This window comes from Streptomyces sp. NPDC050211 (assembly GCF_040656035.1).
Classification (GTDB): Bacteria; Actinomycetota; Actinomycetes; order Streptomycetales; family Streptomycetaceae; genus Streptomyces.
The window spans coordinates 68,591-95,193 of record NZ_JBFALC010000019.1 but is presented as its reverse complement, the minus strand read 5'-3'; the positions used below and the strand labels follow the sequence as shown (position 1 = coordinate 95,193).

Annotated in this window: 27 protein-coding genes; 6 read left to right on the top strand and 21 right to left on the bottom strand. The window is 69.5% G+C overall.

Annotated elements, in window-relative coordinates:
• The first annotated feature begins 25 nt into the window (after positions 1-25).
• Genes AB0I98_RS20895 through AB0I98_RS20880 form a run of 4 tightly spaced genes read left to right on the top strand, consistent with a single transcriptional unit; the run spans position 26 to position 2,808 of the window.
• Entirely contained in the window at positions 26-289 is a 264-nt protein-coding gene (locus AB0I98_RS20895) for an acyl carrier protein (RefSeq protein ID WP_362943841.1), read from the top strand.
• On the top strand, positions 286-1,128 hold the full coding sequence (locus AB0I98_RS20890; protein ID WP_362943839.1) for a 2-oxo acid dehydrogenase subunit E2: 843 nt from the start codon (positions 286-288) through the stop codon (positions 1,126-1,128). The genes AB0I98_RS20895 and AB0I98_RS20890 overlap by 4 nt, the downstream gene beginning before the upstream one ends.
• Positions 1,103-1,753 carry a 4'-phosphopantetheinyl transferase superfamily protein gene (locus tag AB0I98_RS20885; protein ID WP_362943837.1) on the top strand — a complete coding sequence of 217 codons (651 nt, stop codon included), beginning with the start codon at positions 1,103-1,105 and terminating at the stop codon, positions 1,751-1,753. Before AB0I98_RS20890 ends, AB0I98_RS20885 begins: the two co-directional genes overlap by 26 nt.
• Positions 1,750-2,808: an alpha/beta hydrolase gene (locus AB0I98_RS20880; RefSeq protein WP_362943835.1), complete on the top strand. Its 1,059-nt coding sequence runs from the start codon at positions 1,750-1,752 to the stop codon at positions 2,806-2,808. Before AB0I98_RS20885 ends, AB0I98_RS20880 begins: the two co-directional genes overlap by 4 nt.
• Here the strand turns inward: AB0I98_RS20880 and AB0I98_RS20875 are convergent.
• The 12 genes from AB0I98_RS20875 to AB0I98_RS20820 form a co-directional block, all read right to left on the bottom strand.
• Entirely contained in the window at positions 2,699-3,538 is an 840-nt protein-coding gene (locus AB0I98_RS20875; RefSeq protein WP_362943832.1) for an AfsR/SARP family transcriptional regulator, read from the bottom strand. The genes AB0I98_RS20880 and AB0I98_RS20875 overlap by 110 nt on opposite strands.
• Before the next feature lie 180 nt (positions 3,539-3,718).
• Positions 3,719-6,571 carry a DEAD/DEAH box helicase gene (locus AB0I98_RS20870; protein ID WP_362943829.1) on the bottom strand — a complete coding sequence of 951 codons (2,853 nt, stop codon included), beginning with the start codon at positions 6,569-6,571 and terminating at the stop codon, positions 3,719-3,721.
• Between the two features lie 100 nt (positions 6,572-6,671).
• On the bottom strand, positions 6,672-7,622 hold the full coding sequence (gene tatC, locus AB0I98_RS20865; RefSeq protein ID WP_362943826.1) for a twin-arginine translocase subunit TatC: 951 nt from the start codon (positions 7,620-7,622) through the stop codon (positions 6,672-6,674).
• A 47-nt stretch (positions 7,623-7,669) separates the two neighbouring features.
• The gene (gene tatA / locus AB0I98_RS20860; protein ID WP_362943823.1) at positions 7,670-7,960 is read right to left on the bottom strand and encodes a Sec-independent protein translocase subunit TatA; all 291 of its coding nucleotides are present in this window, start codon (positions 7,958-7,960) and stop codon (positions 7,670-7,672) included.
• Between the two features lie 262 nt (positions 7,961-8,222).
• Positions 8,223-8,417, bottom strand: coding sequence for a hypothetical protein (locus AB0I98_RS20855; protein ID WP_301978529.1), 195 nt, complete (start codon positions 8,415-8,417; stop codon positions 8,223-8,225).
• Between the two features lie 10 nt (positions 8,418-8,427).
• The gene (locus AB0I98_RS20850) at positions 8,428-8,718 is read right to left on the bottom strand and encodes a hypothetical protein (protein WP_362943820.1); all 291 of its coding nucleotides are present in this window, start codon (positions 8,716-8,718) and stop codon (positions 8,428-8,430) included.
• A 55-nt stretch (positions 8,719-8,773) separates the two neighbouring features.
• Positions 8,774-9,826, bottom strand: a complete 1,053-nt coding sequence (locus AB0I98_RS20845; RefSeq protein WP_362943817.1) for a WYL domain-containing protein — start codon at positions 9,824-9,826, stop codon at positions 8,774-8,776.
• Positions 9,827-9,845: 19 nt separating this feature from the next.
• On the bottom strand, positions 9,846-10,799 hold the full coding sequence (locus AB0I98_RS20840; protein WP_362943814.1) for a WYL domain-containing protein: 954 nt from the start codon (positions 10,797-10,799) through the stop codon (positions 9,846-9,848).
• 129 nt (positions 10,800-10,928) lie between these two features.
• On the bottom strand, positions 10,929-11,300 hold the full coding sequence (locus tag AB0I98_RS20835; RefSeq protein ID WP_030053355.1) for an FKBP-type peptidyl-prolyl cis-trans isomerase: 372 nt from the start codon (positions 11,298-11,300) through the stop codon (positions 10,929-10,931).
• A gap of 61 nt (positions 11,301-11,361) precedes the next feature.
• Positions 11,362-12,363 carry an FKBP-type peptidyl-prolyl cis-trans isomerase gene (locus tag AB0I98_RS20830; protein ID WP_362943811.1) on the bottom strand — a complete coding sequence of 334 codons (1,002 nt, stop codon included), beginning with the start codon at positions 12,361-12,363 and terminating at the stop codon, positions 11,362-11,364.
• Between the two features lie 128 nt (positions 12,364-12,491).
• A complete protein-coding gene (gene pafA, locus AB0I98_RS20825; protein ID WP_028801611.1) occupies positions 12,492-13,853 on the bottom strand; it encodes a Pup--protein ligase in 1,362 nt (453 codons plus the stop codon).
• A gap of 9 nt (positions 13,854-13,862) precedes the next feature.
• The gene (locus tag AB0I98_RS20820) at positions 13,863-15,149 is read right to left on the bottom strand and encodes an MFS transporter (protein ID WP_362943808.1); all 1,287 of its coding nucleotides are present in this window, start codon (positions 15,147-15,149) and stop codon (positions 13,863-13,865) included.
• 80 nt (positions 15,150-15,229) lie between these two features.
• Between AB0I98_RS20820 and AB0I98_RS20815 the strand changes: the two genes are divergently transcribed.
• On the top strand, positions 15,230-16,249 hold the full coding sequence (locus AB0I98_RS20815) for a LacI family DNA-binding transcriptional regulator (protein ID WP_362943805.1): 1,020 nt from the start codon (positions 15,230-15,232) through the stop codon (positions 16,247-16,249).
• Positions 16,250-16,330: 81 nt separating this feature from the next.
• Here the strand turns inward: AB0I98_RS20815 and prcA are convergent, their stop codons facing one another.
• The 6 genes from prcA to arc form a co-directional block, all read right to left on the bottom strand.
• Positions 16,331-17,077 carry a proteasome subunit alpha gene (gene prcA / locus AB0I98_RS20810; protein ID WP_362943802.1) on the bottom strand — a complete coding sequence of 249 codons (747 nt, stop codon included), beginning with the start codon at positions 17,075-17,077 and terminating at the stop codon, positions 16,331-16,333.
• A gap of 59 nt (positions 17,078-17,136) precedes the next feature.
• The gene (gene prcB, locus AB0I98_RS20805; RefSeq protein WP_362943799.1) at positions 17,137-17,982 is read right to left on the bottom strand and encodes a proteasome subunit beta; all 846 of its coding nucleotides are present in this window, start codon (positions 17,980-17,982) and stop codon (positions 17,137-17,139) included.
• Positions 17,963-18,109, bottom strand: coding sequence for an endonuclease domain-containing protein (locus AB0I98_RS20800; RefSeq protein WP_362943900.1), 147 nt, complete (start codon positions 18,107-18,109; stop codon positions 17,963-17,965). The genes prcB and AB0I98_RS20800 overlap by 20 nt, the downstream gene beginning before the upstream one ends.
• Positions 18,110-18,334: 225 nt before the next feature.
• Positions 18,335-18,553: a ubiquitin-like protein Pup gene (locus AB0I98_RS20795; RefSeq protein WP_301978539.1), complete on the bottom strand. Its 219-nt coding sequence runs from the start codon at positions 18,551-18,553 to the stop codon at positions 18,335-18,337.
• A gap of 155 nt (positions 18,554-18,708) precedes the next feature.
• Entirely contained in the window at positions 18,709-20,220 is a 1,512-nt protein-coding gene (gene dop / locus AB0I98_RS20790) for a depupylase/deamidase Dop (protein WP_362943796.1), read from the bottom strand.
• Between the two features lie 234 nt (positions 20,221-20,454).
• A complete protein-coding gene (arc, locus tag AB0I98_RS20785) occupies positions 20,455-22,221 on the bottom strand; it encodes a proteasome ATPase (RefSeq protein WP_328441467.1) in 1,767 nt (588 codons plus the stop codon).
• A 503-nt stretch (positions 22,222-22,724) separates the two neighbouring features.
• Between arc and AB0I98_RS20780 the strand changes: the two genes are divergently transcribed.
• The gene (locus AB0I98_RS20780; protein ID WP_362943793.1) at positions 22,725-23,030 is read left to right on the top strand and encodes a ferredoxin; all 306 of its coding nucleotides are present in this window, start codon (positions 22,725-22,727) and stop codon (positions 23,028-23,030) included.
• Positions 23,031-23,083: 53 nt separating this feature from the next.
• Here the strand turns inward: AB0I98_RS20780 and AB0I98_RS20775 are convergent, their stop codons facing one another.
• The 3 genes from AB0I98_RS20775 to AB0I98_RS20765 form a co-directional block, all read right to left on the bottom strand.
• Positions 23,084-23,653 carry a hypothetical protein gene (locus tag AB0I98_RS20775; RefSeq protein WP_362943790.1) on the bottom strand — a complete coding sequence of 190 codons (570 nt, stop codon included), beginning with the start codon at positions 23,651-23,653 and terminating at the stop codon, positions 23,084-23,086.
• A 232-nt stretch (positions 23,654-23,885) separates the two neighbouring features.
• Positions 23,886-24,788 carry a tRNA (adenine-N1)-methyltransferase gene (locus AB0I98_RS20770; protein WP_362943787.1) on the bottom strand — a complete coding sequence of 301 codons (903 nt, stop codon included), beginning with the start codon at positions 24,786-24,788 and terminating at the stop codon, positions 23,886-23,888.
• Between the two features lie 98 nt (positions 24,789-24,886).
• Entirely contained in the window at positions 24,887-26,437 is a 1,551-nt protein-coding gene (locus AB0I98_RS20765) for a site-2 protease family protein (RefSeq protein ID WP_362943785.1), read from the bottom strand.
• Positions 26,438-26,603 lie beyond the last annotated feature (166 nt).

The window sequence follows — 26,603 nt, the reverse complement described above, 5'->3', positions numbered from 1 at the left end:
GGAGAGCCCTGGAAGGACGGTAGAGATGCCCACAGAGACCCACCCCCTGCCCCTTGCCGAGTTCGCGCGCCTGGTGCGCGACGAGACCGGCCTCCCGCTCGGCACCACGCCCGCCGAGGAAACGGCCCTGCTCGACGCCGACTTCGACGAACTGCCCGAGTGGGACTCCATGTACCTGCTGAAGCTGGTGACCGCCCTGGAGCACACCCTCGGCCGCCCCGTCCCGGTCGGCCGCCTCCTCGAAGCCCGCAGCCTCCGTCAGATCCACGAGCTGGTGATCACGCCATGACCACGACCCATGCGGTGCGCGACCGCCGCCACACCCTCTACTTCCTGGAGTACGCCGCCCGCCAGCGCCCGGTGTTCCTGGACACGGACGTCGACATGGGCGCCGTCCACGCCCACCGCGCCGCCGCCGAACGCCGCTACTCGACGGTGACGTACGTCCTATACGCGGCGGGCCGCGTCCTGCACCGCCACCCCGACGCCAACGCCGTCCTGGCGCCGCGCCGCCTGCGCGCCCCGCGCATCGTGCGCTTCCCGTCGGTCACCGGCAAGCTCGCGCTCGACGCCAAGTCGGCCGGAGGGGAGCGCGTCGTGCTGTCCGCGCTGATCCCCGACCTGGAGACGGCGAGCCTCGACGCCATCCAGGACAAGGTCGACCGCTACCGCTCGCCCGACGTCGCCACCCTCCCGGAATTCGGTGGCGTACGGACCCTCGTACGCCTCCCGGTGTGGCTGGGCCGCGTCGCCTTCGCGCACGCCCTGCGCAGCGCCCGGCGGCGTCCTTCGGTCCTCGGCACGGTCTCCGTCAGCTCCCTCGGCCACCGCCCGGTGGACGGCTTCCACTCCACGGGCGGTACGGCGGTGACCCTCACCTGCGGCCGGACGACCCCACGCCCTGTCGTCCGTGAGGACGGCACCATCGAGGCCGCGCCCGTCATGCGCCTCGGTCTCGCCTTCGACCACCGCGTCCTCGACGGCGCCGCCGCGGCGGACGTCCTCGGGGAGCTGACGGAGGCGCTGGAGCACGGCAGTTGGGAGGCCACGTCCGATGCACCCCCGCGCCTCGCACCCGTCGCCGAGCTGCGCTCCCCCTCCCGTGCCCCTCACCGCCCGGCCGGCTGAGGCGGCCCGGCTGCTCGCGCGGGGGGCGGTGGTGGCGTACGGCTCCGTGTCCGACTGGGCCGACCGGGCGCCGTCGCTGCGGGGCGCCGACGCGGCCAGGCTCCGCGGCCCGACGCATCCCGAGGTCCGGGCGCGCTTCCTGGCGGCACGGGCCCTGCTCCACCACATCATCGGGACCACGGACCTCGCCTACGACTCCGGCGGCCGCCCCTGCCTGCGCGGCGCCGCGTCCCGTTACGCCGTCAGCCTCAGCCACACCGAAGGCCTGGTCCTCGTGGGCCTGTGCGAGCGCACCGCCGCCCTCCTCACCATTGGCGTCGACCTGGAGCGCACCGATCGGCCCCTGGACGGCCCCCGCTTCCCGAGCCACATGTGCACCCCGCGCGAACTGGCCCGCCTCGCCCGCACGCCGGCCGCCGACCGCAACGCGCTGCTCGTGCGCTGGTGGACGGCGAAGGAGGCGTACAGCAAGGCGGTCGGCCGTGGACTGGCCCTGGACTTCAGGACGTTCGGCACCCGGCCCCCACCGGGCTGGACCCTGCGCACCCACACCCTGACCACCTCGGAGACCACCTACACGGCGGCCGTCGCGATCGGCCCCGAATCCCCGAAGGACACCCCATGAGCCTGGACCCGAACCCCGTCACCCTCCCCGGCCCCCTGGCCGAACTCAAGGAGTACGCCCGTCTGCACGCCCGCAACCAGGGCCTGTCCGCCCGCGCCATCGCCCGCGTCCTGGACCGCATCGGCAACGACACCCCGGACTCCCCCGACTCCTGGACCCACGTCTGGGCCACCCGCGCCGACGAACTCGCCGCCCGCGGCCACCTCCTGGACGCCTGCCGCCACTACACGCTGGCCCGCTTCCCGTACCCGTACGACGAACCCCGCCGCCGTGCCCAGCGGGCGGCCGTGGCGACCCTCGACCGCTGGCGGGGCACCCAGTCCGGCATCGAGCGCCTCGAACTGCCGCATCCGGACGGCCCGTTGACCTGCTGGGCGACCGGACTCGACCGGGACCGCCCGCTGCTGGTCGTCATGGGCGGCATCATCAGCGTCAAGGAACAGTGGGCGCCCCTGCTGCCCCGGCTCGGCCGCATGGGCTTCGCGGCGGTCGTGGCGGAGCTGCCCGGCGTGGGCGGGAACTCCCAGCGCTACACGCCGGATTCCTGGCGCCTGCTCCCGCACCTCCTCGACACCCTGGCCCCGCGCGCCCGCACCGACGCCACCTCTCTGCTCTTCCTCAGCTTCAGCGGCCATCTCGCCCTGCGCGCAGCCGCCGCCGACGCCCGCATCCGGCGCATCCTGACGGTGGGCGCTCCGGTCTCGGCGTTCTTCACCGACGCAGACTGGTGGCAGCGCCTGCCCCGGCTGACCCGGGACACGCTGCGCCGCCTGACGTCCACCGCGGACGACACCGAACTGCGCGCCGTACTGAAGGACTTCGCCCTCACGCCGACCGTCCTACAGGACATCGACGCCTCCGTGCGCTACGTCGCCAGCACCCGGGACGAGATCATCCCGCCCGCCGATCCCGCACTCCTGCGCTCCGCGCTCGCCGACGTCCGGGTCAAGCAGATCGACGACGTGCACGGATCACCCGGTCATCCGGGGGCGGTACGACGCTGGCTCGCCTGGAATCTGCGGGGAAAGCCGTCCGCTGCCGCACCGGCCGGCTGACCGGCACCGGCCCGCCGACGACCCGCGCGTGCACACGGGCGAGGGCGGGCCCCGGCGGCACGCCCAACTCGTCATGGAGCGACCGCCGTACGGTCCGATAGGCGCGCAGCGCGTCCGCGGTCCGCCCCGCCCGCCGCAGCGCCTCCATCAGATGACAGTGCAACTGCTCGCGCAGCGGATGCGCATGAGCCAGCTCCGTCAGCTCACCGGTCAACTCCTCGTGCCGCCCGAGCCGCAGATCGGCCTCGATACGCAACTCCAGCGCCTCCAGCCGCAGTTCCTCCAACCGGGCGGCAGCGGCCGCCAGCACGGGCCCGTGCTCCACCCCCGACACCGCGGACCCCTGCCACAAGCCCAGCGCCTCACCGAGGATCCCCGACACGGCCGCGAAGTCGCCGCGACGCGCGGCACCCCGCCCGTCCCGGTGCAACTCCTCGAACCGCTCCAGATCGAACTCACCGGGCCGTACCCGCAGCAGATACCCAGGAGCCCGCGTCACCAACGGCGCGTCCCCGCCCTCCGCGATCGCCTTACGCAGATGCGACACATACACCTGCAGCGTCGTCGCCGCGGTACGCGGCGGCCCCTGCGGCCACAACTCATCGAACAACGCGGAAGCGGACACCACACTCCCCGCCCTGAGCAGCAACACCGCAAGCACAGCCCGCTGCTTGGCCGCCGAGGGCGTACGGGGTTCAAGCCGAACAGGACCGAGGACACGGAAGCGCATAACGACAGCCCCTCTCCACTCCGGGACCCCAGAGTCCCGCAGAGCCCGGGAGAGAGACGGGACACCCACGGGAGATCCACTGGAGCAACGCTGAATGACGCGCCCCCGAAGGGGCGCGGGGAACTGCGCGACAAGTCACAGACGACCCGCAGTCAGCAACCCGCAGCAACCCCTGCGGCGCTATCCAACCGACGAGTAAGCCACAACCCCCCGCAGCAACCCATCAACCGCCTTACGCGCATTCTTCGCCACGGTCGACCCCTCCGCCGCGGACGCCGCCGAAATCTGCCCCAGCACATCAATCACCTGCTTGCACCACCGCACAAAGTCCCCCGCCGGCATCTCCGCCTCACGCAGCACCTCATCGAGGCCCTTCCCGGACGCCCACATATACGCGGCCCAGGCAAACCCGAGATCTGGCTCACGCTGACCGACACCCTCGGACTGGGTGATCCGGAACTCCTCCTCCAGCGCATCCAACTGCCCCCAGATCCGCACCATCTCACCGAGCGCGGCCTTCGCCCTCCCGGACGGCAGCTTGGGCGCCATCGCATCGTCCCCGACCCGCGCCTCGTAGACCAACGCCGAGACACAGGCCGCGAGTTCGGCGGGACCGAGCCCCTCCCACACCCCGGCACGCAGGCATTCACTCGAGAGCAGATCCAGCTCGCCGTACAGCCGGGCGAGCCGCTTGCCGTGCTCGGTGACCTCGTCACCGCGCAGATAGTCCAGCTCGGTCAGCAACGCGACGATCCGGTCGAACGTACGGGCGATCGTGTTGGTGCGGCCCTCGATACGCCGCTCCAGCTGCGAGGTGTCCCGTATCAGCCGGTGATACCGCTCGGCCCAACGCGCGTGATCCTCACGGTCGTTGCACCCATGGCACGGATGCGCCCGGATCGCCGTCCGCAGCCGGGCGATCTCCCGGTCGTCGGCGGCCTGCGACCGCTTCTTGCGGTGCCGATCCGGGGGAATGTGCCCGGCCTTGGTCCGCAGCGCGGAGGCGAGGTCGCGACGCGACTGCGGTGAGCGCGGATTGAAGGACTTCGGGATCCGCATCCGCTCCAACGCCTCGACGGGCACCGGGAAGTCCATCGACGCCAGCCGCTTGACCTGCCGCTCGGCGGTCAGCACCAGCGGGCGGGGCCCGTCGTGGTGCTCGAAGCCGCGATGGCCGTTCGACCGCCCGGCCGGCAGTCCCGGATCCAGCACCAGCGCCAGTCCCGCGTACTTGCCGGTCGGCACATGGATGACGTCACCCGGCTTGAGCTTCTCCAGCGCGACGGCGGCCTCGGCACGCCGCTCCGCCGCGCCCTGCTTGGCCAGTTCGGTCTCCCGGTCCTTCAGCTCACGCCGCAGCCGCGCATACTCCTCGAAGTCCCCGAGGTGGCAGGTCATGGACTCCTTGTAGCCCGCGAGCCCCTCCTCGTTGCGCTGCACCTGCCGCGAGATCCCCACGACCGACTTGTCGGCCTGGAACTGCGCGAAGGACGTCTCCAGCAGCTCCCGCGAGCGGTGCCGCCCGAACTGCTCGACGAGGTTGACCGCCATGTTGTACGACGGCTTGAAGCTGGACCGCAGCGGATAGGTGCGCGTGCCGGCCAGTCCCGCCAGATGCTCCGGGCTCATCCCCCGCTGCCACAGCACCACGGCATGTCCTTCGACATCGATGCCGCGGCGCCCGGCACGACCGGTCAACTGGGTGTACTCACCGGGGGTGATGTCGGCGTGCTGCTCGCCGTTCCACTTGACGAGCTTCTCCAGCACCACGGACCGGGCGGGCATGTTGATGCCCAGCGCCAGCGTCTCGGTGGCGAACACGGCCTTGACGAGGCCGCGCACGAACAGCTCCTCGACGACCTCCTTGAACGTCGGCAGCATGCCCGCGTGGTGGGCCGCGATCCCGCGCTCCAGTCCCTCCAACCACTCGTAGTACCCGAGCACATGCAGGTCTTCGGTGGGAATGGAGGCCGTGCGCTCCTCGACCAGGGAGCGGACCCGCTCCCGTGCCTCGTCGTCGTTGAGCCGCAACCCGGCGTACAGGCACTGCTGAACGGCGGATTCACAGGCGGCGCGGCTGAAGATGAAGGTGATGGCGGGCAGCAGCCCCTCGGCGTCGAGCCGCTCGATGACCTCGGGGCGTCCGGGTGTCCACACCCGCGACCTGGATCTGCGCTCCCGCTCCCGATCGGCCTCCCGCATGGCCCGCCCGCGTCTGCGGTCCTGGAAGGACGGCCTGGTCGCCTCCATGCGCGCGAGCCGGGTGAGGTCCGGGTTGACGGCCTTCTTGTGGCCCTCGCCCTCCTCGAACAGGTCGTACATCCGGCGTCCGGCGAGCACATGCTGGAACAGCGGCACGGGACGGTGCTCGGAGACGATCACCTCGGTGTCACCGCGGACGGTGTCGAGCCAGTCGCCGAACTCCTCGGCGTTCGACACGGTGGCCGACAGCGACACCAGGGTCACCGACTCGGGAAGATGGATGATCACCTCTTCCCACACGGCGCCCCGGAACCGGTCGGAGAGGTAGTGCACCTCGTCCATGACCACATATCCGAGTCCGAGCAGCGTCTGCGATCCGGCGTACAGCATGTTCCGCAGCACCTCGGTGGTCATCACGACCACCGGGGCGTCGGAGTTGACGCTGTTGTCACCGGTGAGGAGACCGACCATGCCCGTGCCGTAACGGCGGCACAGGTCGGCGTACTTCTGGTTCGACAGCGCCTTGATGGGGGTCGTGTAGAAGCACTTCTTGCCCTGCATCAGGGCGAGGTGGACGGCGAACTCGCCCACGATCGTCTTGCCGGAGCCGGTGGGCGCGGCCACCAGCACGCCCTTCCCCGATTCGAGCGCCTCGCAGGCCTCGATCTGGAAGGGGTCGAGGCCGAAGTCGTACATCTCGCGGAAGGAGGCGAGCGCGGTGGCCTGCTCGACAGCGCGCTTACGCGCCGCCGCATACCGCTCGGCCGGTGAGAGGTCCTCTGTCATCGTGCTTTCGAGCGTACCGGGCCCCACTGACAACAGGACGATCAATATCCGGATCTGCGCGGTCCCGCCCTCGGGGCCCGCCGCGAACGCCGGGCGCCCCCACCACGCGTAGTGATGGGGGCGCCCTGTGTGTTCGTGGCGGCGGCTACGTCACGTCGTCGTATCCGTTGACCCGGTCCGTGCCCGCCTGCTCCGGCAGCGCCCGGTTGGCGGAGACCGTCTCGACCTCGCCGATGTCCTCGGGCGTGAGGTCCAGGTCGGAGGCCTCGTCGTCGGCGGGCCCCATGGCCTCGCGGCGGCGCCGGCGCTTGTCGTTGATCAACGAGAAGGCGGTCGCGACGAAGTACAGGATCCAGATCGGTCCGGCGAGCGCGAGCATCGTCAGCGGGTCGGTGCTGGGCGTCGCGAGCGCCGCGAAGACCGTGATGCCCATGATCATCGCCCGCCACCAGCCGAGCATCCGCTTGCCGGTGATCGCCCCGGTGAGGTTCAGGAAGATCAGGAGCAGGGGCAGCTCGAAGGAGAGGCCGAAGACGATCACCATGCGGGTGACCAGATCGAGCAGGTCGTCCAGCGGCAGGAGGTTGTCCGTGTTCTCCGGGCTGAATTGGAGCAGCACCTCTGCCGTGGTGGGCAGCACCGAGTAGGCGAAGTAGGCGCCGAAGAGGAAGAGCGGGGCGCCCATGCCGACGAACGCGTAGGCATACTTCCTCTCGTGCCGGTGCAGGCCGGGCGCGACGAAGGCCCACAGCTGGAACAGCCAGACCGGCGAGGCCAGAACGACACCGGCCATCAACGACACCTTCAGCGCGAGCGTGAAGGGAGTGAGCAGGCCGTTGATGGTGATCTGCGCACACGGCTCGGTGGACTTGGACGTGTTCGCCAGTTGCTCGAACGTCTTGCCACAGCCGACCGAGTCGAGGATCGGCTTGGTGAGGATGTTGATGATGTCGTTGTAGAAGAAGGCGGCGACGACCGTGACGGCGACGATGGCCAACAGCGCCTTCGCGAGCCGGTTGCGGAGCTCACGTAGGTGCTCCGCGAGGGGCATCCGCCCCTCGGGATCCCTCTCCTGCTTGCGGGCAGACTTCAGCAACCCACATTCCCATCTCGTGCAGCGGGCCGGTGGTCACCGGCCCTGCGTCAGCGCTTGGTCGTGTCCGTCGGCTCGGTGACCGGGCGCGAGCTGGTCACGTCGCCGGGGGCGGCCTGGATGGTGCGCTGAGCGGGGGGCTGCTCGTCGGTCTGCGGCGGGGCCGCGGGAGCGGAGGCGTTGTCCTGGCCCTCCGTCTTCATCGCCTTGGCCTCGCTCTTGAGGATGCGCGCGGACTTGCCGAGCGAGCGCGCCATGTCCGGAAGCTTCTTCGCGCCGAACAGCAGGATGATGACGACGAGGATGAGAATGATCTCGGGGGCTCCGAGCCTTCCGAACATAAGTCTTTACCTTCTCACCGAGGCGGCTGGGGTGGGGTGCTGTCCGACCGGTCGAACACTCATCCGACCGATCGTGCTTGACAGCGATCGTAACGCTCAGGGGTAAACGGCTGGCAATCCCTGTGCGTACTCCCGGTCAGCGGCCCGAGCCTCGTTTTCCGGGCCGCGACCAGCAGCGTACCTGCCGGAACCACCGGGGTGACAGGGCGAAGCAGCCCAAAGCGCATCAGACGCAGGACTCACAGGACATCCTCGGCCGGACTCATAGCGAGTCCACAGTGCGCGCCGCGCTCAACGACGCACGCTCCAGATCCTCCGCGGCCCGGTTGATTCGAGCCGCCGAGTCCGAAACCTGCCTGCCCAGGCGCTGTGCCTCCAGGAAGACCCGCACCGCGAGCACACCGAGGACGGCGAGACCGGCGAAACCCACAGCAACCGCGAACATCGGCCAGAACATGACGCCGAGCCTAGAGGGTCGAGTGCAGCCGCAGTGTGCTGACCCCGCCACCGGTGAGCAGCTCGACGATGCGCTCCCCCGCCGGCTTGCGCACGGACGCGCCGCAGTCGGGGCAGGTGAAGGAGTAGAACGTGGTGCGGCTGCTCGCGCCGATGGCCAGGCGCAGGGCGCTCGCGGTGAGTTCGAAGCGGCCCCGGCAGTCCGGGCAGCCCGCCCTGAAGACCACGGGGGTCACGCTTCTCATGCCGGCGAACGCCGACGCCACCGACATTCCCTGCACCCCGGACGCCGACTCGCTCACAGCCCCTGCTCCTCTTCTCCTGGTCGTTCACCTCGGGCGCGCGGACCCGTGCGGCTCACTCCGGCCTGTCGTGCTGCCCGTCGTCCCGCCCGCCCCGCGCCCCGTACTCCCCGGGAGCCTGCGCCTCGATGCCGTCGTACGCCGCCAGCGCCTCACGGGCCGCGTGCCGGGCGCTGTCGGCCAGTTCGCGCGGTGACACGATCCGTCCCTCGCGCCCGAGCCGGAGCGCCAGACGGCGCAGCGAAGCCGGGTCGGGGGTGCGCAAAGTGATACGCAGCCCGCCGTCGGGTAGCTCATCGGCGCTGTCGTGCGGGTAGTACTCGGCGACCCAGCGCCCGCCCGGGCCGACCTCGACGACGACCTCCGGGTCCTCGGCGGCGGGCTGCACCAGCCCCTCCGACAGGTCCCGCAGCTCCACCTCGGGGGGCGCGGACGGCTCGTCCAGGATCCTGATCTCGGCGACCCGGTCGAGGCGGAAGGTGCGGCGCGCCTCGGAGCGGCGGCACCAGGCCTCCACATAGGTGTGGCCGACGCTGACGAGACGGATGGGGTCGATCTCGCGCTCGGTGACCTCGTCCCGGGCGGGCGAGTAGTACCGGATCCACAGGCGGCGGCGCTCGGAGATCGCCCGGTCGACGTCCGCGAAGACGCCGCCCTCCGATTCGAAGGTCACCGACAGCCGGGCGCTGGCGCCGGCCGCCTCACCGGCCGCAGCCTCCACCTTGGCGGTGGCCCGCAGCAGCGCCTGCCGGTCGCTCTCCCGCAGACCGGGCAGCGTGGCGACGGCACGGGCCGCCACCAGCAGCGCGGTCGCCTCGTCGGCGGCGAGCCTGAGCGGCTCCGCCGTCTCCGCCCCGAGGGCGGCGGGGTTGTGCCACCAGATCCGCTCGCCGTCGGTGTCGATGTCGAGCAGATCGCCGCCGCGGAAGCTGGTGCCGCACATGGGCAGCACATCGAGGTCGGAGACCAGCTCGTCCTCGGTGATCCCGAAAGCGCGGGCGACGTCCTCGAGCCGGGCGCCGGGGCGCTCCCTCAGATACGTCACCAGGGAGAGCATCCGGCGAGTCTGGTCGATGGCGCTCACAGGTCTGATCGGTTTGCCGGCCACTGTATTTCTCCGCTCCCCCTCAGCCCTTGGCCACGGCACGCAGCCGGTCCACCACGTCGGCGCGCAGCTCGGCCGGCTCCAGGACCACCACGTCCGGCCCGAACTCCACCAGCCAGGCGTCCAGACCGTGCCCGTACGGGATCTCCAACTCGTCCCAGCCGTCGCCCAGTTCCCGCACCGATGTGGCCTTCGCCCGCAACGGATACCCCGCGTCCGTACGCAGCCGGATCAGCGCACTGCGGTCGGCGGTCTCCCCCGCCCAGCTCGCGACGGTCTCCCGGACGGTGACGACATCGGGGACCTCCACGGTGAACCGGCCGCTGCGGGTGCGTACCCGGCCGGTGATGCGGGACAGCCGGAACACCCGCTCGGCACCGCGGTCACGGTCCCAGCCCGCCAGATACCAGTGGCCGCGCCAGCACTCCAGCGCCCACGGCTCCACATGCCGGGGTTCGGGATGCGCGGCGGTGGCCTTGCGGTAGTCGAAAGCGACCGGCCGGCGGTCGCGGCAGGCCAGCATCAAGGGCTCGAACGCCGCCTCGTGCACCGGAATCCGCGGCTCCAGCGCGCCGTGCGTCTCGTACGGGTCCATGTCCTCGAGCAGCCCGGCCGCGCGCAGCTTCTGCAGCGCGCCACTGGCCGCGCCCGCGAGCCGCGCCTGCTGCCACACCTTGGCGGCCAGCCCCAGCGCGGCGGCCTCCTCGGCGTCGAGGGTGACGGGCGGGAGGCGGTTGCTGTCGCGGCGGGCCAGATAGCCGACCTCGCCGTCGAGATTCTCCACCGTCTCGATGACCAGGCCGAGTTCGCGCAGATCGTCCTTGTCCCGCTCGAACATCCGGTTGAAGGAGTCGTCCGACCCGGCTTCCAGATAGGCCTCGATGGACTCACGCAACTCGCGCTTGCTGAGCGGCCGCCGCGTCCCCAGCAGACACAGCGCCAGGTTCATCAGCCGCTCGGCCTTGGCAATGGCCATCGACGCCCTTCGCCTCCCTATGGTGCTTACGAACGACGACCGTACCGCTCAGCGGTGGCGCGGCAAAAGCCGAGGGCCCATGCCCGCGCAGGCATGGACCCCAGGTGATCGGGTGTGGTCGTACGTCGATCAGACCCCGAGGAGGTCGACCACGAAGATCAGCGTCTCACCGGGCTTGATCGCCGGGGTGGGGCTCTGGTTGCCGTAGGCGAGGTGGGCCGGGATGGTCAGCTGACGCCGGCCACCGACCTTCATGCCCTGCACGCCCTGGTCCCAGCCCTTGATGACCCGGCCGCCGCCCAGCGGGAAACGGAAGGGCGTGCCACGGTTCCAGCTGGCGTCGAACTCCTCGCCGGTGCTGAAGGCGACACCCACGTAGTGGACGGTGACGGTCTGACCCGCCTGCGCCACCGCGCCGTCGCCCTCCCAGATGTCCTTGATCTCCAGGTCCGCCGGGGGCTCGCCGCCCGGGAAGTCGATCTCGGGCTTGTCGATGCTCACGTCTCTAGCTCCTGCTTGTCTGCGGAAAGGCGAACGGTCACAGTCTTACATCTCGGTGACGTCACATCTTCGCCAGGATGTCGACCGAGAAGACCAGCGTGGAGTCCTTCTCGATACCGCTGCCGGCCGGCGGGCTGTCGCCGTACCCCAGGTCCGGCGGGATGACGATCAGTACCCGGCTGCCGACCTTCTTGCCCGTCAGGCCCTGCGCCCAGCCCTTGACGACCTGCTGCAGCGAGAACGACGTGAGCGACTTGCGGCTGTACGTCGAGTCGAACTCCTTGCCGCCGTCCCACACCACGCCCTTGTACTGCACCAGCACGGTGTCCTGGGCGGCGACCTCGGCGCCGTCGCCCTCGATGACGTAGTTCGCCACCAGCTTCTTCGGCGCATCGGACTTGGGCATCTCGATGGAGGGCGCCTTGCCGTCGGTGTTGGCGCCCACCTTGGGCAGGTCGATGTTGTCCTGCGCGACCGCGCTGCCCTTGGCGGAGCTCTTCCCGTTGAACGTGGCCTGCACATCGACGACGAACACCAGCGTGTCCGTGCCCTTGATGCCCCCCTGCGGGTTGCCCTGCTTGCCGTACCCCCACGTCGGGGGAACCGCCATCTGGACGCGGCTCCCGGCCTTCTTGCCGGCCAGCGCATACCGCCAGCCGTCGATGATGCTGCTCGGCGCGAGCTGGATGATCAGCGGCGTCTTGCGGTCGTACGAGTTGTCGAAGACCTTCGCCGTGTCCCAGACCTGACCCAGGTAGTGGGCCTGGACATAGTCGTTCTCCGCGACGGTCTGGCCGCTGCCCGCGATGAGCGTCTTCACCGCGAGGTCCTTCGACGGCTCCCCGCTGCCCTTGGCGACGGTCGGCTTCTCTTCGAACTTCGTGCCCGCCGTGATCGCCGGCAGCGGACCGTCGACGAGCTTCGGTGGCGGCGCCGAGGATCCGGAGGCCGAGGGCGACGCGCTGTCGGAGGCCTGGGCCGAGTCGGCCGCGTCGTCGTCGCCGCATCCGGCGAGCGTGACCAGTCCAGCGGGAACAGCGATGAGCAGTGAGCGTCGGCGCACGGTGGGGGCCTCGTAATCGGTCGATCTTGTTGATGGCGTGCGCGCAACTCTACGGCGTGAGAAGGGCGCCGTACGGAAAACGTACGGCGCCCGCGTTGCGTTCCGGCGATCCAGCCGAAACGCGGTGCTCACATTCCGGCGATGAGCTTCTCCACCCGGTCGTCCACGGAACGGAACGGGTCCTTGCACAACACCGTGCGCTGTGCCTGGTCGTTGAGCTTCAGGTGCACCCAGTCGACCGTGAAGTCACGGCGCTGTTCCTGAGCCCTGCGGATGAAGTCACCGCGCAGCCGGGCCCGAGTGGTCTGCGGCGGAACCGACTTGCCCTCGAAGATCTTCAAGTCATTGCAGATCCGGGCGGCTTGACCCTTTTTCTCCAGCAGGTAGTAAAGACCCCGCCTGCGATGGATGTCGTGGTAGGCGAGGTCTATCTGCGCCACGCGCGGATGCGACATGGTCATGTTGTGCTTGGCGCGGTACCGCTCGATGAGCTTGTACTTCATCACCCAGTCGATCTCGGTGCCGATCCGGTCGAGGTCCTCGGCCTCGATCGCGTCCAGGGTGCGGCCCCACAGCTCCAGGACCTGCTCCACGGTGCCGGTGCGGATCCCGCGGCGCTCGCAGAAGTCCACGGCCTTCTCGTAGTACTCGCGCTGGACTTCCAGCGCCGAGGCCTCGCGCCCGCTGGCCAGACGCACCTTGCGCCGGCCCGTGATGTCATGGCTGACCTCGCGGATCGCCCGGATCGGGTTCTCCAGGGTCAGGTCCCGCATCACCGTGCCCGCCTCGATCATGCGCAGCACCAGGTCGGTCGCGCCGACCTTCAGCAGCATGGTCGTCTCGGACATGTTCGAGTCGCCCACGATGACATGCAGGCGGCGGTAGCGCTCGGCGTCCGCGTGCGGTTCGTCGCGGGTGTTGATGATGGGCCGGGAACGCGTCGTCGCCGAGGACACGCCCTCCCAGATGTGCTCGGCCCGCTGGCTGACGCAGTACACGGCGCCACGCGGGGTCTGCAACACCTTGCCCGCGCCGCACAGCAGCTGGCGGGTGACAAGGAACGGAATGAGAATGTCCGCGAGCCGGGAGAACTCCCCGTGCCGCGCCACCAGATAGTTCTCGTGGCAGCCGTAGGAGTTGCCTGCCGAGTCGGTGTTGTTCTTGAAGAGGTAGACGTCGCCCGCGATTCCTTCCTCGTGCAGGCGTCGTTCGGCGTCCACCAGGAGTCCCTCGAGAATGCGCTCGCCGGCCTTGTCGTGGGTGACCAGCTCGGTCACGTTGTCACATTCGGGTGTCGCGTATTCCGGATGTGAGCCCACGTCGAGATAGAGGCGGGCGCCGTTTCGCAGAAAGACATTGCTGCTGCGGCCCCATGACACGACACGGCGGAAGAGGTACCGCGCCACCTCGTCGGGAGACAGGCGCCGCTGTCCCCTGAACGTACACGTGACGCCGTACTCGTTCTCCAGCCCGAAAATGCGGCGGTCCATGAGTGAACATTACGCCCGATCCCCTGAGCTGAAACGGGGTTCGACCGCACGGTTGCGATCATTTTCCGATGCGGCCGCCACCACGGCCCGCCCACCGGGCGCCGCCAGCACCCGCACGGTGACCAGCACAACCAGCAGCGACACCCCGCCCGCGGCACCCGGCACGGCGAAGCCCCACAGCGCCCCACCGCCCTCGACGACCGGACCCGTGAGGCCCGTTCCGACCGACGCCCCGACCGTGAACGTCGTCACCAGCCACGAGAACGCCTCCGTGACCGTCCCCCTCGGCGCATGCCGGTCCACGAGCACGAACGCACACGCGATGCACGGCGCGAGGAACACCCCGGACAGCACACTGAGCAACGTCATGGCGACCACGCCCGGCATGAACATCAACGGCAGATAGCACACCGCAAGCAGCGCCACCAGCCCGCACAGCCGCCGCGCCGGCTCACCGGTCCACTGCCGCGCCCCGTACACGGTGCCGCCGATCAGCGCACCCAGCCCCAGCCCCGCCATCAGCCAGCCGTACACGGCGTCACCGCCGTGGTCGTCCGCGTACGACACCCCCGCCACCGTGATGGAGCCCAGCGCGATACCGACGAACAGAAACGCACCCAGCAACGCCAGCAGCCCGGGCGAACGCAACGCACCCAGCCAGTGCGCCTCACGCGGCGCCGAACGCCACGCGCGCGAAGGCGGCGACACGACCACGGAGAGCGCGCCGAGGACCCCGATCACGTTCAGCACCAGCAGCGCAGTCTGCGCCGACCACAGCGACACACACACGGTCACCAGCAACGGCCCCACGGTGAACATGACTTCCTGCGCGACCGCGTCCATCGCGTACGCCGTGTGCACCTGGCCCTCCTTGCGGAGGACACTCGGCCACAGCGCCCGCAGACCGCCCTCCAGAGGCGGCGTGAAGAGCCCGGCAGCCGCCACGGCCGCACAGGCCAGCGGCAGCGGGTCGGTGCCCGCGAAGGCGAACACCGCCATCGCCAGCGCCGACAGCACCGCGGCCGGCAGCTGTATGCGCGGCTGCCCGTACAGGTCCACCAGCCGCCCCAGCACCGGCTGGCCCACGGCGTTCGCGACCCCGTACACGGCCGCCAGCGCCCCCGCGAGACTGTACGTGCCGCCCTCCGCGCGCACGAACAGCACGATCGCGATCGCGCAGGTCGCGTTCGGCAGCCGGCCCACGAGCGTGCCGACCAGCAGCCGCGTGGCGTGCCTCGCCCTGAGGATCTCCAGGTATCCCACGGCCTGTCCCGCCCTTCCGCTCGCCGACCCCATTGAAGTGTTACGTATAACGTCCCGCGTCATACGTACCATGTGCGCTGTCCACCCGTCCAGACGAAAGAGCAGGTCGCACGGTGGCACCAGGCAGCACCCGCCCCACCAGCCGTGACGTCGCCCAGGCCGCCGGGGTCTCCCAGGCCGCGGTCTCCCTCGTCCTCGGCGACAAATGGCGCGGCCGCGTCTCGGAAACCACCGCCGAACGCGTACGACAAGCCGCACGCGACCTCGGCTACCGCCCCAACCTCGCCGCCCGCAATCTGCGCCTCGGCCACACCCGCACCGTCCTGCTCGTGGTCCCCGCCCTGACGACCGAGTTCTTCGCCGGCGTCTACACCGGAGCGGCCCGCATCGCCGCCGAACACGGCTTCGGCGTCGTCCTCTACCCCTCCCCCGAAGGCATCGGCCCCGCCCGCGACCCCTTCGCCTCCGCCCAGGCCGCCCTCGACGGCGTCATCGCCTCCTCCATGGCCGCCGACGCCCTCACCGCCATCCGCGGCGACCAACTCCCCCTCGTCATGCTCGACAGCGACCCGCACGGCAGCCTCGGCGCCGCCACCGTCAACCTCGACATCACCGACGGCGTCCGCCAGGTCGCCGAACACCTCCTCGGCCTCGGCCACCGCCACTTCCTCCACCTCGCGGCGGACATCCCCTCCTGGACCTTCGAGGTACGCGCGCGTGAACTGGCCACACGGGTCGGCGAGGTCCCCGGCACGTCCGTACGCACGGCCCACGCACCCATCTCCATCGACGGCGCTCGCATCGCCGCCGAGACCGCGCTCTCCGCCCCCGGCGGCCCCCGGCCCACCGCACTGGTCTGCGACGACGACAAACTCGCCGCCGGCGCCTACAAGGCCGCACGCCGCCTCGGCCTGCGCATCCCCGACGACATCTCCGTCACCGGCCTCGACGACCTCGCCCTCGCCACCGCCATCGACCCCGAGCTGACGACCGTACGCCTGGACGCGGAGCTGTTCGGCGAACGCGGCATGCAGGCGCTGCTGGCGGTCCTGGACGGCCGCACGCCGGATGCGGGCGACATCCCCGTCGAACTCGTCGTACGAGGCTCCACAGCGCCACCCAGCGCCCCCTGACACGCCTGTGCCCCGTCCGCACGAACGCGGCCGGGGCACACAAGGCAAGGCAGGGCGAGCAGCGGGCCTACACCGGCGGACCTACTCCTCGTCCTCGGAACTCTCGGCCTCCGCCGCGGTCTCCGCGCCGTCCGCCTCCAGCAGCCGGCCCAGCTGCCGACCCGTGATCCGCTTGAACTTCCGCGCCTGCGGACGCGTACGGTCCAGCACCGCCACCTCCAGCCGCTCCGCCGGAATCTCCCGCTGCGTGCCGTTGGTGTCCCGGGACAGCGCCTGCACGGCCAGCTTCAGCGCCTCCGCCAGAGTCATACCGTCCTGGTGACGCTGATCGAGATAACTACTGATCTGCTCCGCATTACCGCCGACCGCGACCGAACCATGCTCATCGACGATCGAACCGTCATGCGGCAACCGGTAAATCTGATCACCCTCCGGCGTCTCCCCCACCTCGGCGACGACCAGCTCCACCTCATACGGCTTCTCGGCCGCACTGGAGAAAATCGTGCCCAGCGTCTGGGCGTACACGTTGGCCAGGCCACGAGCGGTCACGTCATCACGGTCATAGGTGTAACCACGCAGGTCGGCGTAGCGCACGCCACCGATCCTGAGGTTCTCGTACTCGTTGTACTTACCGGCCGCCGCAAAACCGATCCGGTCATAGATCTCGCTGAACTTGTGCAGCGCGCGGGACGGATTCTCCCCGATGAACACGATGCCATCGGCATACTGCAACACGACCAGGCTGCGGCCACGCGCGATGCCCTTCCGGGCGAACTCCGCGCGGTCGGTCATCGCCTGCTGAGGTGAGACATAGAACGGCGTCGACACCGGCTACCCATCCCTTTCTGTCGAAGTCACTGGATCACCTTGCAACAAGAGGCCGCCGCCTACAGCAGCGCGGCCCGCGGGCCGTCCGGCTGCTCCAGACGCCGCTCCAGAATCGAGCGGGCGATCTCGGAGGACTCGTCCTCCGTCAGCCGACGGAAACCGTCCTCGGTGATCACGGTGACGATCGGGTAGATCCGGCGCGCTACATCGGGACCACCGGTCGCCGAGTCGTCGTCTGCCGCGTCGTACAGGGCCTGCACCACAAGGGTCGTGGCCTCGTGCTCGGTCAGATCGCTCCGGAAGAGCTTCTTCATGGCCCCACGCGCAAAGATCGAACCCGAACCGGTGGCAGCGAAGCCGTGCTCCTCGGAACGGCCACCAGTGACGTCGTACGAGAAGATCCGACCCCTGTCGCGATCCACGTCGAAGCCGGCGAAGAGCGGCACCACAGCCAGCCCCTGCATGGCCATACCGAGGTTCGACCGGATCATGGTCGACAGACGGTTCGCTTTGCCCTCCAGCGAGAGCTGTGCGCCTTCGACCTTCTCGAAATGCTCCAGCTCAAGCTGGAAGAGCTTGACCATCTCGACGGCCAGACCCGCCGTACCGGCGATCCCCACGGCCGAGTACTCATCCGCCGGGAACACCTTCTCGATGTCCCGCTGCGCGATGACGTTACCCATCGTGGCCCGACGGTCACCGGCGAGCACGACGCCCCCGGGGAACGTCGCCGCCACGATCGTCGTGCCGTGCGGCGCCTCGATCACGCCCTGCGTGGGAGGCAGTTGCCGGTTACCGGGCAGGATGTCCGGCTGGTGCTCGGACAAGAAGTCCATGAAGGACGACGACCCAGGCGTCAGGAAGGCAGCCGGTAGACGCCCGGTGCTACGAGTGTTGGCTTCCACGAGGATCCTTCCAGTAAGCGGCAGCCCGACGAACTGCGTCGGGATCATCTCCCAACTTGCCGATGGCCGAATTGCAGTTGAAGCACAGTACGCCACGGACCCTACCCGTCTCGTGGCAGTGATCCACATGTACGGCCGGAGCTTTCAGGCAGATCACACAGAGCGTGTAGACAGGCTGTCCGAGGCAGCCGCGTTGCGGTGCCCCACCCCGCCTGTAGGCCTCTGCCCCGCATTCGCGGCAACGGCCCGGAAGCCCGTCGAGCCTCGACCGGTTAGCCGCGAATGCGGTGACAGGAAGCGTCCGCCGGCATGCCGAGGATTCCTTCCCGGCAGCCGACTCGGACACTTGCGGTCACTCCCCGCCCTTCTGGACAAATGACCGCACGAAGTCCTCGGCGTTCTCCTCGAGCACATCATCGATTTCGTCGAGGACGGAGTCCACGTCATCGCTCAGCTTCTCTTGGCGCTCCTTGAGGTCCTCCGAAGCCTGCGACTCTGCCGCCTGCTCCTCGACCTCCTCGGTGGAACGCGTTGCCTTCTGCTGGCCGCCGCCGGTGTCCTTGGTCGCCATAACCCTCACCCCGCTCGGTTCGACGTTCTTGATCAGACCCTACAAGCAGGGTCCGACATCGGCCCCGCAGTTCTCTCAACGTCCGGGGACCACCTCGATGATTCCCGGACGCCGGGATTTCCACTCTGCCGGGCCGCTTCTGCCCGGGTGTTCGTTCAGCCGCCGGAGAGGACCCTGACCAGGTCTTCTGCCGTGCGGCAACGGTCCAGGAGTTCCTTGACGTGATTACGCGTTCCGCGAAGCGGTTCCAGGGTTGGGACCCGTTGCAACGAGTCCCGCCCGGGAAGGTCGAAGATCACGGAGTCCCAGGAGGCCGCGGCGACGTCGTCCGCGTACTGCTCCAGGCATCGGCCGCGGAAGTACGCACGCGTGTCCTCCGGCGGCTTGGTGCGGGCCCGCTCGATGGCCGGCTCGTCCAGGAGGCGCTTCATGCGGCCACGGGCGACGAGGCGGTTGTAGAGGCCCTTCTCCTCTCGTACGTCGGCGTACTGGAGGTCGACCAAATGCAGCCTCGCCGCGTCCCAGTCCAGGTCGTCCCGGCGTCGGTAGCCCTCCATCAGCTCCCTCTTGGCGACCCAGTCGAGTTCGCCGGCGAGGCTCATGGGGTCGTTCTCGAGCCGGTTGAGGGTGTCTTCCCAGCGGGCGAGGACGTCCTTGGTCTGGTCGTCGGCGTCGGCGCCGTAGCGCTCCTCCACGTATTTGCGGGAGAGCTCGTAGTACTCCATTTGCAGCTGGACCGCGGTGAGTGTGCGGCCGCTGCGGAGCGTGACCAGGCGCTTGAGGGTGGGGTCGTGGGAGACCTGGTGGAGGGTGCGGACGGGCTGGTCGACGGCGAGGTCGACCGCGATGAAGCCGTCCTCGATCATCGACAGCACCAGGGACGTCGTGCCGAGTTTCAGGTAGGTGGAGATCTCGGCGAGGTTCGCGTCGCCGATGATCACGTGGAGTCGGCGGTATTTCTCCGCGTCCGCGTGGGGCTCGTCGCGGGTGTTGATGATGGGGCGCTTGAGCGTGGTCTCGAGGCCTACCTCGACTTCGAAGTAGTCCGCGCGCTGGCTGAGCTGGAAGCCGTGTTCGTGTCCGTCCTGGCCGATGCCGACGCGGCCCGCTCCGGCGAAGACCTGACGGGAGACGAAGAAGGGCGTGAGGTGGCGCACGATGTCCGAGAAGGGGGTTTCCCGCTTCATCAGGTAGTTCTCGTGGGTGCCGTAGGACGCGCCTTTGTTGTCGGTGTTGTTCTTGTACAGGTGGATGGGCTGGGCGCCGGGGAGCTGGGCGGCTCGTTCCGCGGCTTCGGCCATGATGCGTTCGCCGGCCTTGTCCCAGAGGACGGCGTCCCGGGGGTTGGTGACCTCGGGGGCGCTGTATTCGGGGTGTGCGTGGTCGACGTAGAGGCGTGCGCCGTTGGTGAGGATGACGTTGGCCAGGCCGATGTCCTCGTCGGTGAGCTGGCTGGCGTCGGCGGCCTCGCGGGCGAGGTCGAAGCCTCGCGCGTCCCGCAGCGGGTTCTCCTCCTCGAAGTCCCATCGGGCCCGCCGGGCCCGGTGCATCGCCGCCGCGTAGGCGTTGACGATCTGGGACGAGGTGAGCATGGCATTGGCGTTGGGGTGGCCGGGGACGGAGATCCCGTACTCCGTCTCGATGCCCATTACTCGCCGTACGGTCATGCGGCCCTCCTTGCCCGGCGGCGTCCTCGGTCGGGGACGCTGCTCAAGTACCGCTGGCGCTCCGGTGCGTGTGCGGTGCCCGTCCCCGCACTGCGCGACTCGGCGGTACCGAAGAGCCTAGAACGCCTTTGCGCTGGTGGGGAGATCATTTGCGTCATTGCCTTGCTCCAGCCGTGGCCTGAAAAGCAGTCGGCTGCGGGTACCCGGTGAGGGCACCCGCAGCCGCCCTGTCTTTTACAGGTACTGACCGGTGTTCGCCACCGTGTCGATGGAGCGTCCGGTGTCGGCGCCCTGCTTTCCGGTGATGAGGGTACGGATGTAGACGATCCGTTCGCCCTTCTTTCCGGAGATTCGGGCCCAGTCGTCCGGGTTGGTGGTGTTGGGCAGGTCTTCGTTCTCCTTGAACTCGTCCACGCAGGCCTGGAGGAGGTGGGCTACGCGGAGGCCCTTCTGCTTGTGCTCGAGGAAGTCCTTGATCGCCATCTTCTTGGCGCGTCCGACGATGTTTTCGATCATGGCGCCGGAGTTGAAGTCCTTGAAGTAGAGGACTTCCTTGTCTCCGTTGGCATAGGTGACCTCGAGGAAGCGGTTTTCCTCGGTTTCGGCGTACATCTGCTCGACCGCGGTCTGGATCATGCCCTGGACCGTCGAGGACTTGTCGCCGCCGTGCTCGCCGACGTCCTCGGGGTGCAGCGGGAGGCGCTCGGTGAGGTACTTGGCGAAGATGTCCTTGGCGGCTTCGGCGTCCGGACGCTCGATCTTGATCTTCACATCGAGGCGGCCGGGGCGCAGGATCGCCGGGTCGATCATGTCCTCGCGGTTGGAGGCGCCGATGACCACGACGTTCTGCAGGCCTTCCACACCGTCGATCTCGGCGAGCAGCTGGGGGACGATGGTGTTCTCCACGTCCGAGCTGACGCCGGAGCCGCGGGTGCGGAAGAGGGATTCCATCTCATCGAAGAAGACGATGACGGGTGTGCCCTCGCTGGCCTTCTCACGGGCACGCTGGAAGACCAGGCGGATCTGCCGCTCGGTCTCGCCGACGTACTTGTTGAGGAGCTCGGGGCCCTTGATGTTGAGGAAGAAGCTCTTGCCGGTGGCCTGGCCGGTGACTTCGGCGACCTTTTTGGCCAGCGAGTTGGCGACGGCCTTGGCGATGAGTGTCTTGCCGCATCCGGGGGGTCCGTACAGCAGGACGCCCTTGGGCGGCCGCAGTTCGTGCTCCTTGAAGAGGTCGGGGTGGAGGTACGGGAGCTCGACGGCGTCGCGGATCATCTCGATCTGGCCGCCCAGACCGCCGATCTGCTCATAGCCGATGTCGGGAACCTCTTCGAGGACGAGTTCCTCGACCTCGCTCTTCGGAACGATCTCGTAGACGTAGCCGGAACGGGGTTCGAGGAGCAGTGCGTCGCCGGGACGGATGTTTACGTCCAGCAGCGGCTCGGCGAGCCGCACCACCCGCTCCTCGTCGGTGTGCCCGAGTACCAGGGCGCGTTCGCCGTCCTCGAGGATTTCCTTGAGGGTGACGATGTCCCCGACGCGCTCGTACTCCATGGCTTCGACCACATTGAGCGCTTCGTTGAGCATTACTTCCTGGCCGCGCCGGAGCTCGTCGAGTTCGACGCTCGGGCTGACGTTCACGCGGAGCTTGCGGCCGCCGGTGAAGATGTCGGCGGTGCCGTCCTCGTTCGCCACGAGGAAGACTCCGAAGCCGGCCGGCGGCTGTGCGAGCCGGTCGACTTCCTCCTTGAGGGCCACGATCTGGTCGCGGGCCTCACGGAGCGTGTTGGCGAGTCGCTCGTTCTGGGCGGACACGCCGGCCAGGTTGGTCTGCAACTCGACGATCCGCTCTTCGAGAATCCTCGTGTGCCGCGGAGAGTCGGCGAGCTTGCGTCGCAGGACGGCGATCTCCTGCTCAAGGTAGGCAATCTGCCCGGCCGGGTCGTCGGACCCTCGTCCCGGGCGGATGCCGCGGTTCATGTCGTCGTCGTGGGCTGCCACGGTCCTCACCTCCTCCAAGGGGAGCTGGACGCTTCCAGACCCTACCTGGGTGGGTGTCGATTGAAACCCCTAGATCACAAAGACTGTCAAGGTGTGTCGTCGGTCACCCAGCGCTCTCCCTCACGCCGTGTGGATACCCAATCAACGTGATTCAGAAGCGGCCTGTTCCAAGGGTGGAGTGGTCAAAATCCTTCGCGTCGTGCGCGAGTTGCCGGTGTCGTCGGTCGTCGGAGGGCTTGCGGCGCTTGGGCGGTGAAGCGCTGCGGCTGTCGCGGAGGGGCTGGATGCGCATGGGAGGCAGCGGCGCGGGCGTTGACTCAGCGTGGCGGTGACGGGTGGCTGGAGTCACATGGGAGGCGGCTCGGAAAGATCGTGTTCGCCCTGAGAGATCGGGGTCTGGGGCGGCTGTCGAGCGGGTCTGGACCCCGCCTCGACCGAGGTCGTACTTCACGCGGAGGTAGGGTCGAAGGGTCCAACACCGGGCGCAGGAGACGGCGGGAGCGATGAGCGTGCAGCAGGAGGCCGGGGTCGACGGTGAGGCTCTGGAGGTCTGGATCGACCAGGATCTCTGTACCGGCGACGGCATCTGCGTCCAGTATGCGCCTGAGGTGTTCGAGCTGGACATCGACGGTCTGGCCTATGTGAAGGGCTCGGGCGACGAGCTGCTGCAGGCCAAGGGCGCCACAACACCCGTACCGCTGCCGCTTCTCACGGATGTGGTCGACTCGGCGCGGGAGTGTCCAGGCGAGTGCATCCATGTGCGCCGGGTGACGGACCGGGTGGAGGTCTTCGGTCCCGACTCGGAGTGACGGCGCGGGTGCGTTGCGTCACCGGCGTCTGATGTCCCGGGGTCCCGCGGAGTTCAGACGCTGCGGGCTCCGGAGGGCTTGGAGCGCTCGAACGTCCCGTTCTTCCACTGCCATTTCGCGCTGTCCTTGACGTCGGGGCAGCAACGGGGCACGTCGGACGCCGAGTAGCCGAGCAGGTTGCCGAGGACGGCGCCATCCCGTAGGGCGATGTCGCTGACGATGGTGCGGTCCTTGGGGTCGACGAGCGTGGCCACAACGCGCGGCTTGCCGGTGTCGGCGGTGGTGAGGACGTACAGGCCGTCGGGCGGGGTGCCCATGGGGGCGTCGCAGTGCACGACGGCGACGGTTTCGGGGTTGCCGTCGCCGTCGAGGTCTCCGGAGGCCTTCTTCACCACGACGGCTTTCACGGGGCCGCATTCGATCGGGAAGTCGGCGCGGGCGGGGTCGGGCGCGGGGGCGGTCGCCTGGCCGGTCTTGGAGTCCGGACCCTGGGCGGCGGTGGCCGCGTCGGGCTGGAGGATCGAGGAGAGGGCGACGACGCCGGCGAGGGCGGTCGCGGTGGCGAGCCAGTGGATCGGGCGGGTGTGCGTGTGCGCGAGTTCCGGAACGGCGGATTGCTGCACTAGGAGTGTCTCCTGTGAGGGCTGTGCCGGTGGGGGTGGCCAGCATGGTGCCACACGTCACAGTGCGGGGGAACGGCGGGGGTGGGCGGATGTTGTGCCGTTGGCCGTCTGTTGTGCTCTAGGCCGTCGCGTCCTGTCCCGACGTCAACGCAAAGGCGTCGTGGCCGAGTTCCGGAGTGTTCCCGGGAACTCGGCCACGTTGTTTGTACGTTGATTGCGGCACGGGGCCGCCCTAGCGCCCGGCGCCTCCGTCGGCGTTGGGGCCGGCGTAGTCCTCGCCGTAGGCGCCCTTGGCGGGGCGGCGGCGGCGCATGGGGGGCTCGACGCCGTCGGCGAGGCGGCGGGCGGTGAGCAGGAAGCCGGTGTGGCCGATCATGCGGTGGTCGGGGCGGACGGCGAGGCCTTCGACGTGCCAGTTGCGGATCATCGTCTCCCAGGATGTCGGCTCGTTGAAGCAGCCGATCTCGCGGATGGACTCGACGGTCCGGGCGAGCTGGGTGGTGGTGGCGACGTAGCAGCAGAGGATGCCGCCGGGGACGAGGGCCTTGGAGACGGCTTCCAGGCATTCCCAGGGGGCGAGCATGTCGAGGATGACGCGGTCGACGTCGGCGTCGCTCAGGTTGTCCTGGAGGTCGCCGACGGTGAGCTGCCAGGCGGGGTGGGGGCCGCCGAAGTAGCGCTCCACGTTCTGCCGGGCGATGTCGGCGAAGTCCTCGCGTCGCTCGTAGCTGTGCAGCATGCCCTGGTCGCCGATGGCGCGCAGCAGGAAGCTGCTGAGCGAGCCGGAGCCCACGCCCGCTTCGACGACGCGTGCGCCGGGGAAGATGTCGGCGAAGGACAGGATCTGCCCCGCGTCCTTGGGGTAGACCACGGCGGCGCCGCGGGGCATGGACAGGACGTAGTCGGGGAGCAGGGGGCGCAGCGCGAGGTAGGCGACGTTCCCGGTGGTGCGGACGACGCTGCCCTCGGGAGCACCGATCAGTTCGTCGTGCGGGAAGGAACCCTTGTGGGTGTGGAAGTTCTTCCCGGCTTCGAGCGTGAACGTGTAGTGACGGCCCTTGGGATCGGTCAGCTGTACCTGGTCCCCGACCTTGAAGGGCCCGCGTCGGCGGGCGGCACCGGTCGGTTCGGACATGTGAACAGCCTACCGGTTCCCTGCCGGGGGCTTGACCAGGAGAAGGGGTGGACGGTGGCGGTGCGTGCGACACAGCCCCGCGCCCCTTTGGGGCGCGTTCAGCTGGGCCTTGCCATGGCTTTCACGAACGCGCGTTCCACGTCGGCGGCGGACAGGACGCCGTAGATCTCGCCGGTGTCCTCGACGACGAGGTATTCGGTGGCGGGGGTGGCGCGCAGGGCGTCCAGGAGGTCTTCGCCGGCCAGTTCGGCGGAGACGCGCATGCCGTCGGTGAGGTCCTGGGCGAGGCCGCTGACGGCGACCCAGGGGCGGCGGTGTTCGGGGACGCCGACGATGGCGGCCTCGCGGACGAGGGAGAGGGGCTGGCCGTCGGGGTCTACGACGACGAGGGCGCGGGCGCCGGCCTCGTTGGCGCGGCGCAGGGCCTCGGAGAGGGGGGTGTCCGTCTCGACAGGGACGGCGCGGCGGGTGAGGTTGCGGGCGCGCAGCTCGGGGAGGTGTTCGCGCAGGCGGGCCATGCGCAGGCTGTTGCCGGCGCCGGTCCAGATGATCGCGGCGAGGATCGCGGCGAGCAGGGCGTCCATGACGGTGTCCATGCCGACGTTGTCCACGGCGTCGCGGCCGAGTGCGCCGGACTGGGTGAGCAGGGGCAGGCCGATCAGGACGGAGACGGCGAGGGCGCGGCCGACCCAGGCGGCGGCGATGGTGCCGCTCATGGGTTTGCCGGTGATCTTCCAGATGACGGCGCGGAGCATGCGGCCGCCGTCGAGGGGCAGCCCGGGGAGCAGGTTGAAGGCGGCGACGATGAGGTTGGAGATCATCAGGCCGGCCAGCAGGACGCCGGGGACGGTGCCGGGCTCGACGGGTTGCAGGGCCAGGTAGAAGAGGCCCGCGAGGACGAGGGAGAGCAGCGGGCCGACGAAGGCGAGGACGAATTCGCGGCCGGGGGTCTCGGCCTCCTTCTCGATCTCGGAGACGCCGCCGAAGAACTGGAGCTGGATGCGGCGGACCGGGAGCTTGAAGCGGAGGGCGGCGACGGTGTGGGCGAGTTCGTGGACGAGTACGGAGGCGTAGAAGGCGACCGCGAAGAAGAGGGAGACGAGGTAGCGGGCGGCGCCGAGTTCGGGGAGCACGCGGTCGAGTTGGCCGCCGAACACCCAGGTGATCAGCGCGGCGACGAGGAACCAGCTGGGCGCGACATAGACGGGCACCCCGAAGGGGCGTCCCATGAGCAGCCCGCCTCGGGGGTCGCGGGGGCGCGGGGGCTGGGGGCCTTTGCCGGCGTCGGGGTGCCCGAGGGGACGGTCGGTGTGGTCCTGGGCGGTGTGCGCGGGTTGGTGCGCGGGGCTTGCGGGCGGGCGCTCGCTGCTGGAGGGCGGAGATCCGGGTTGCGCGTCGTCGCCGCTGGAGGGCGAGGTTCCGGGTTGCGCGTCGCCGCCGGGAGCCGCGTCCGCGGACCGGCTGTCCTGGTCGTCCGTGGCGGCGCTGTCCGAGGGCGGTGTGGCGTCCAAGTGCCGTGCCTCCGTGGCCCGTTCGTCGGCCAGGTCGGGGCGTGCGGGGTCCGTGGCCGGGGTCGTACGACCCCGGCCGCGCTCGGTCGGCTCCTCGTTGCCGGACCGCGGCTGCCCGCTCCCGCCGCTCTCGTCCACGGTGTCCCCTCGTTCGCAGCGTCTCCCGCTCCTGCCGGGCGGAAGGTCTCGGGTCGATGGTATGCGGCCGTCGGGACGCGTTCCGCCCCGGCACCCCCTGTGTTTGCACTGCCGTCGCAGCGGTCACGACGGTGACGGGGTCACTGTCAGTGGCGGGCCGTATGGT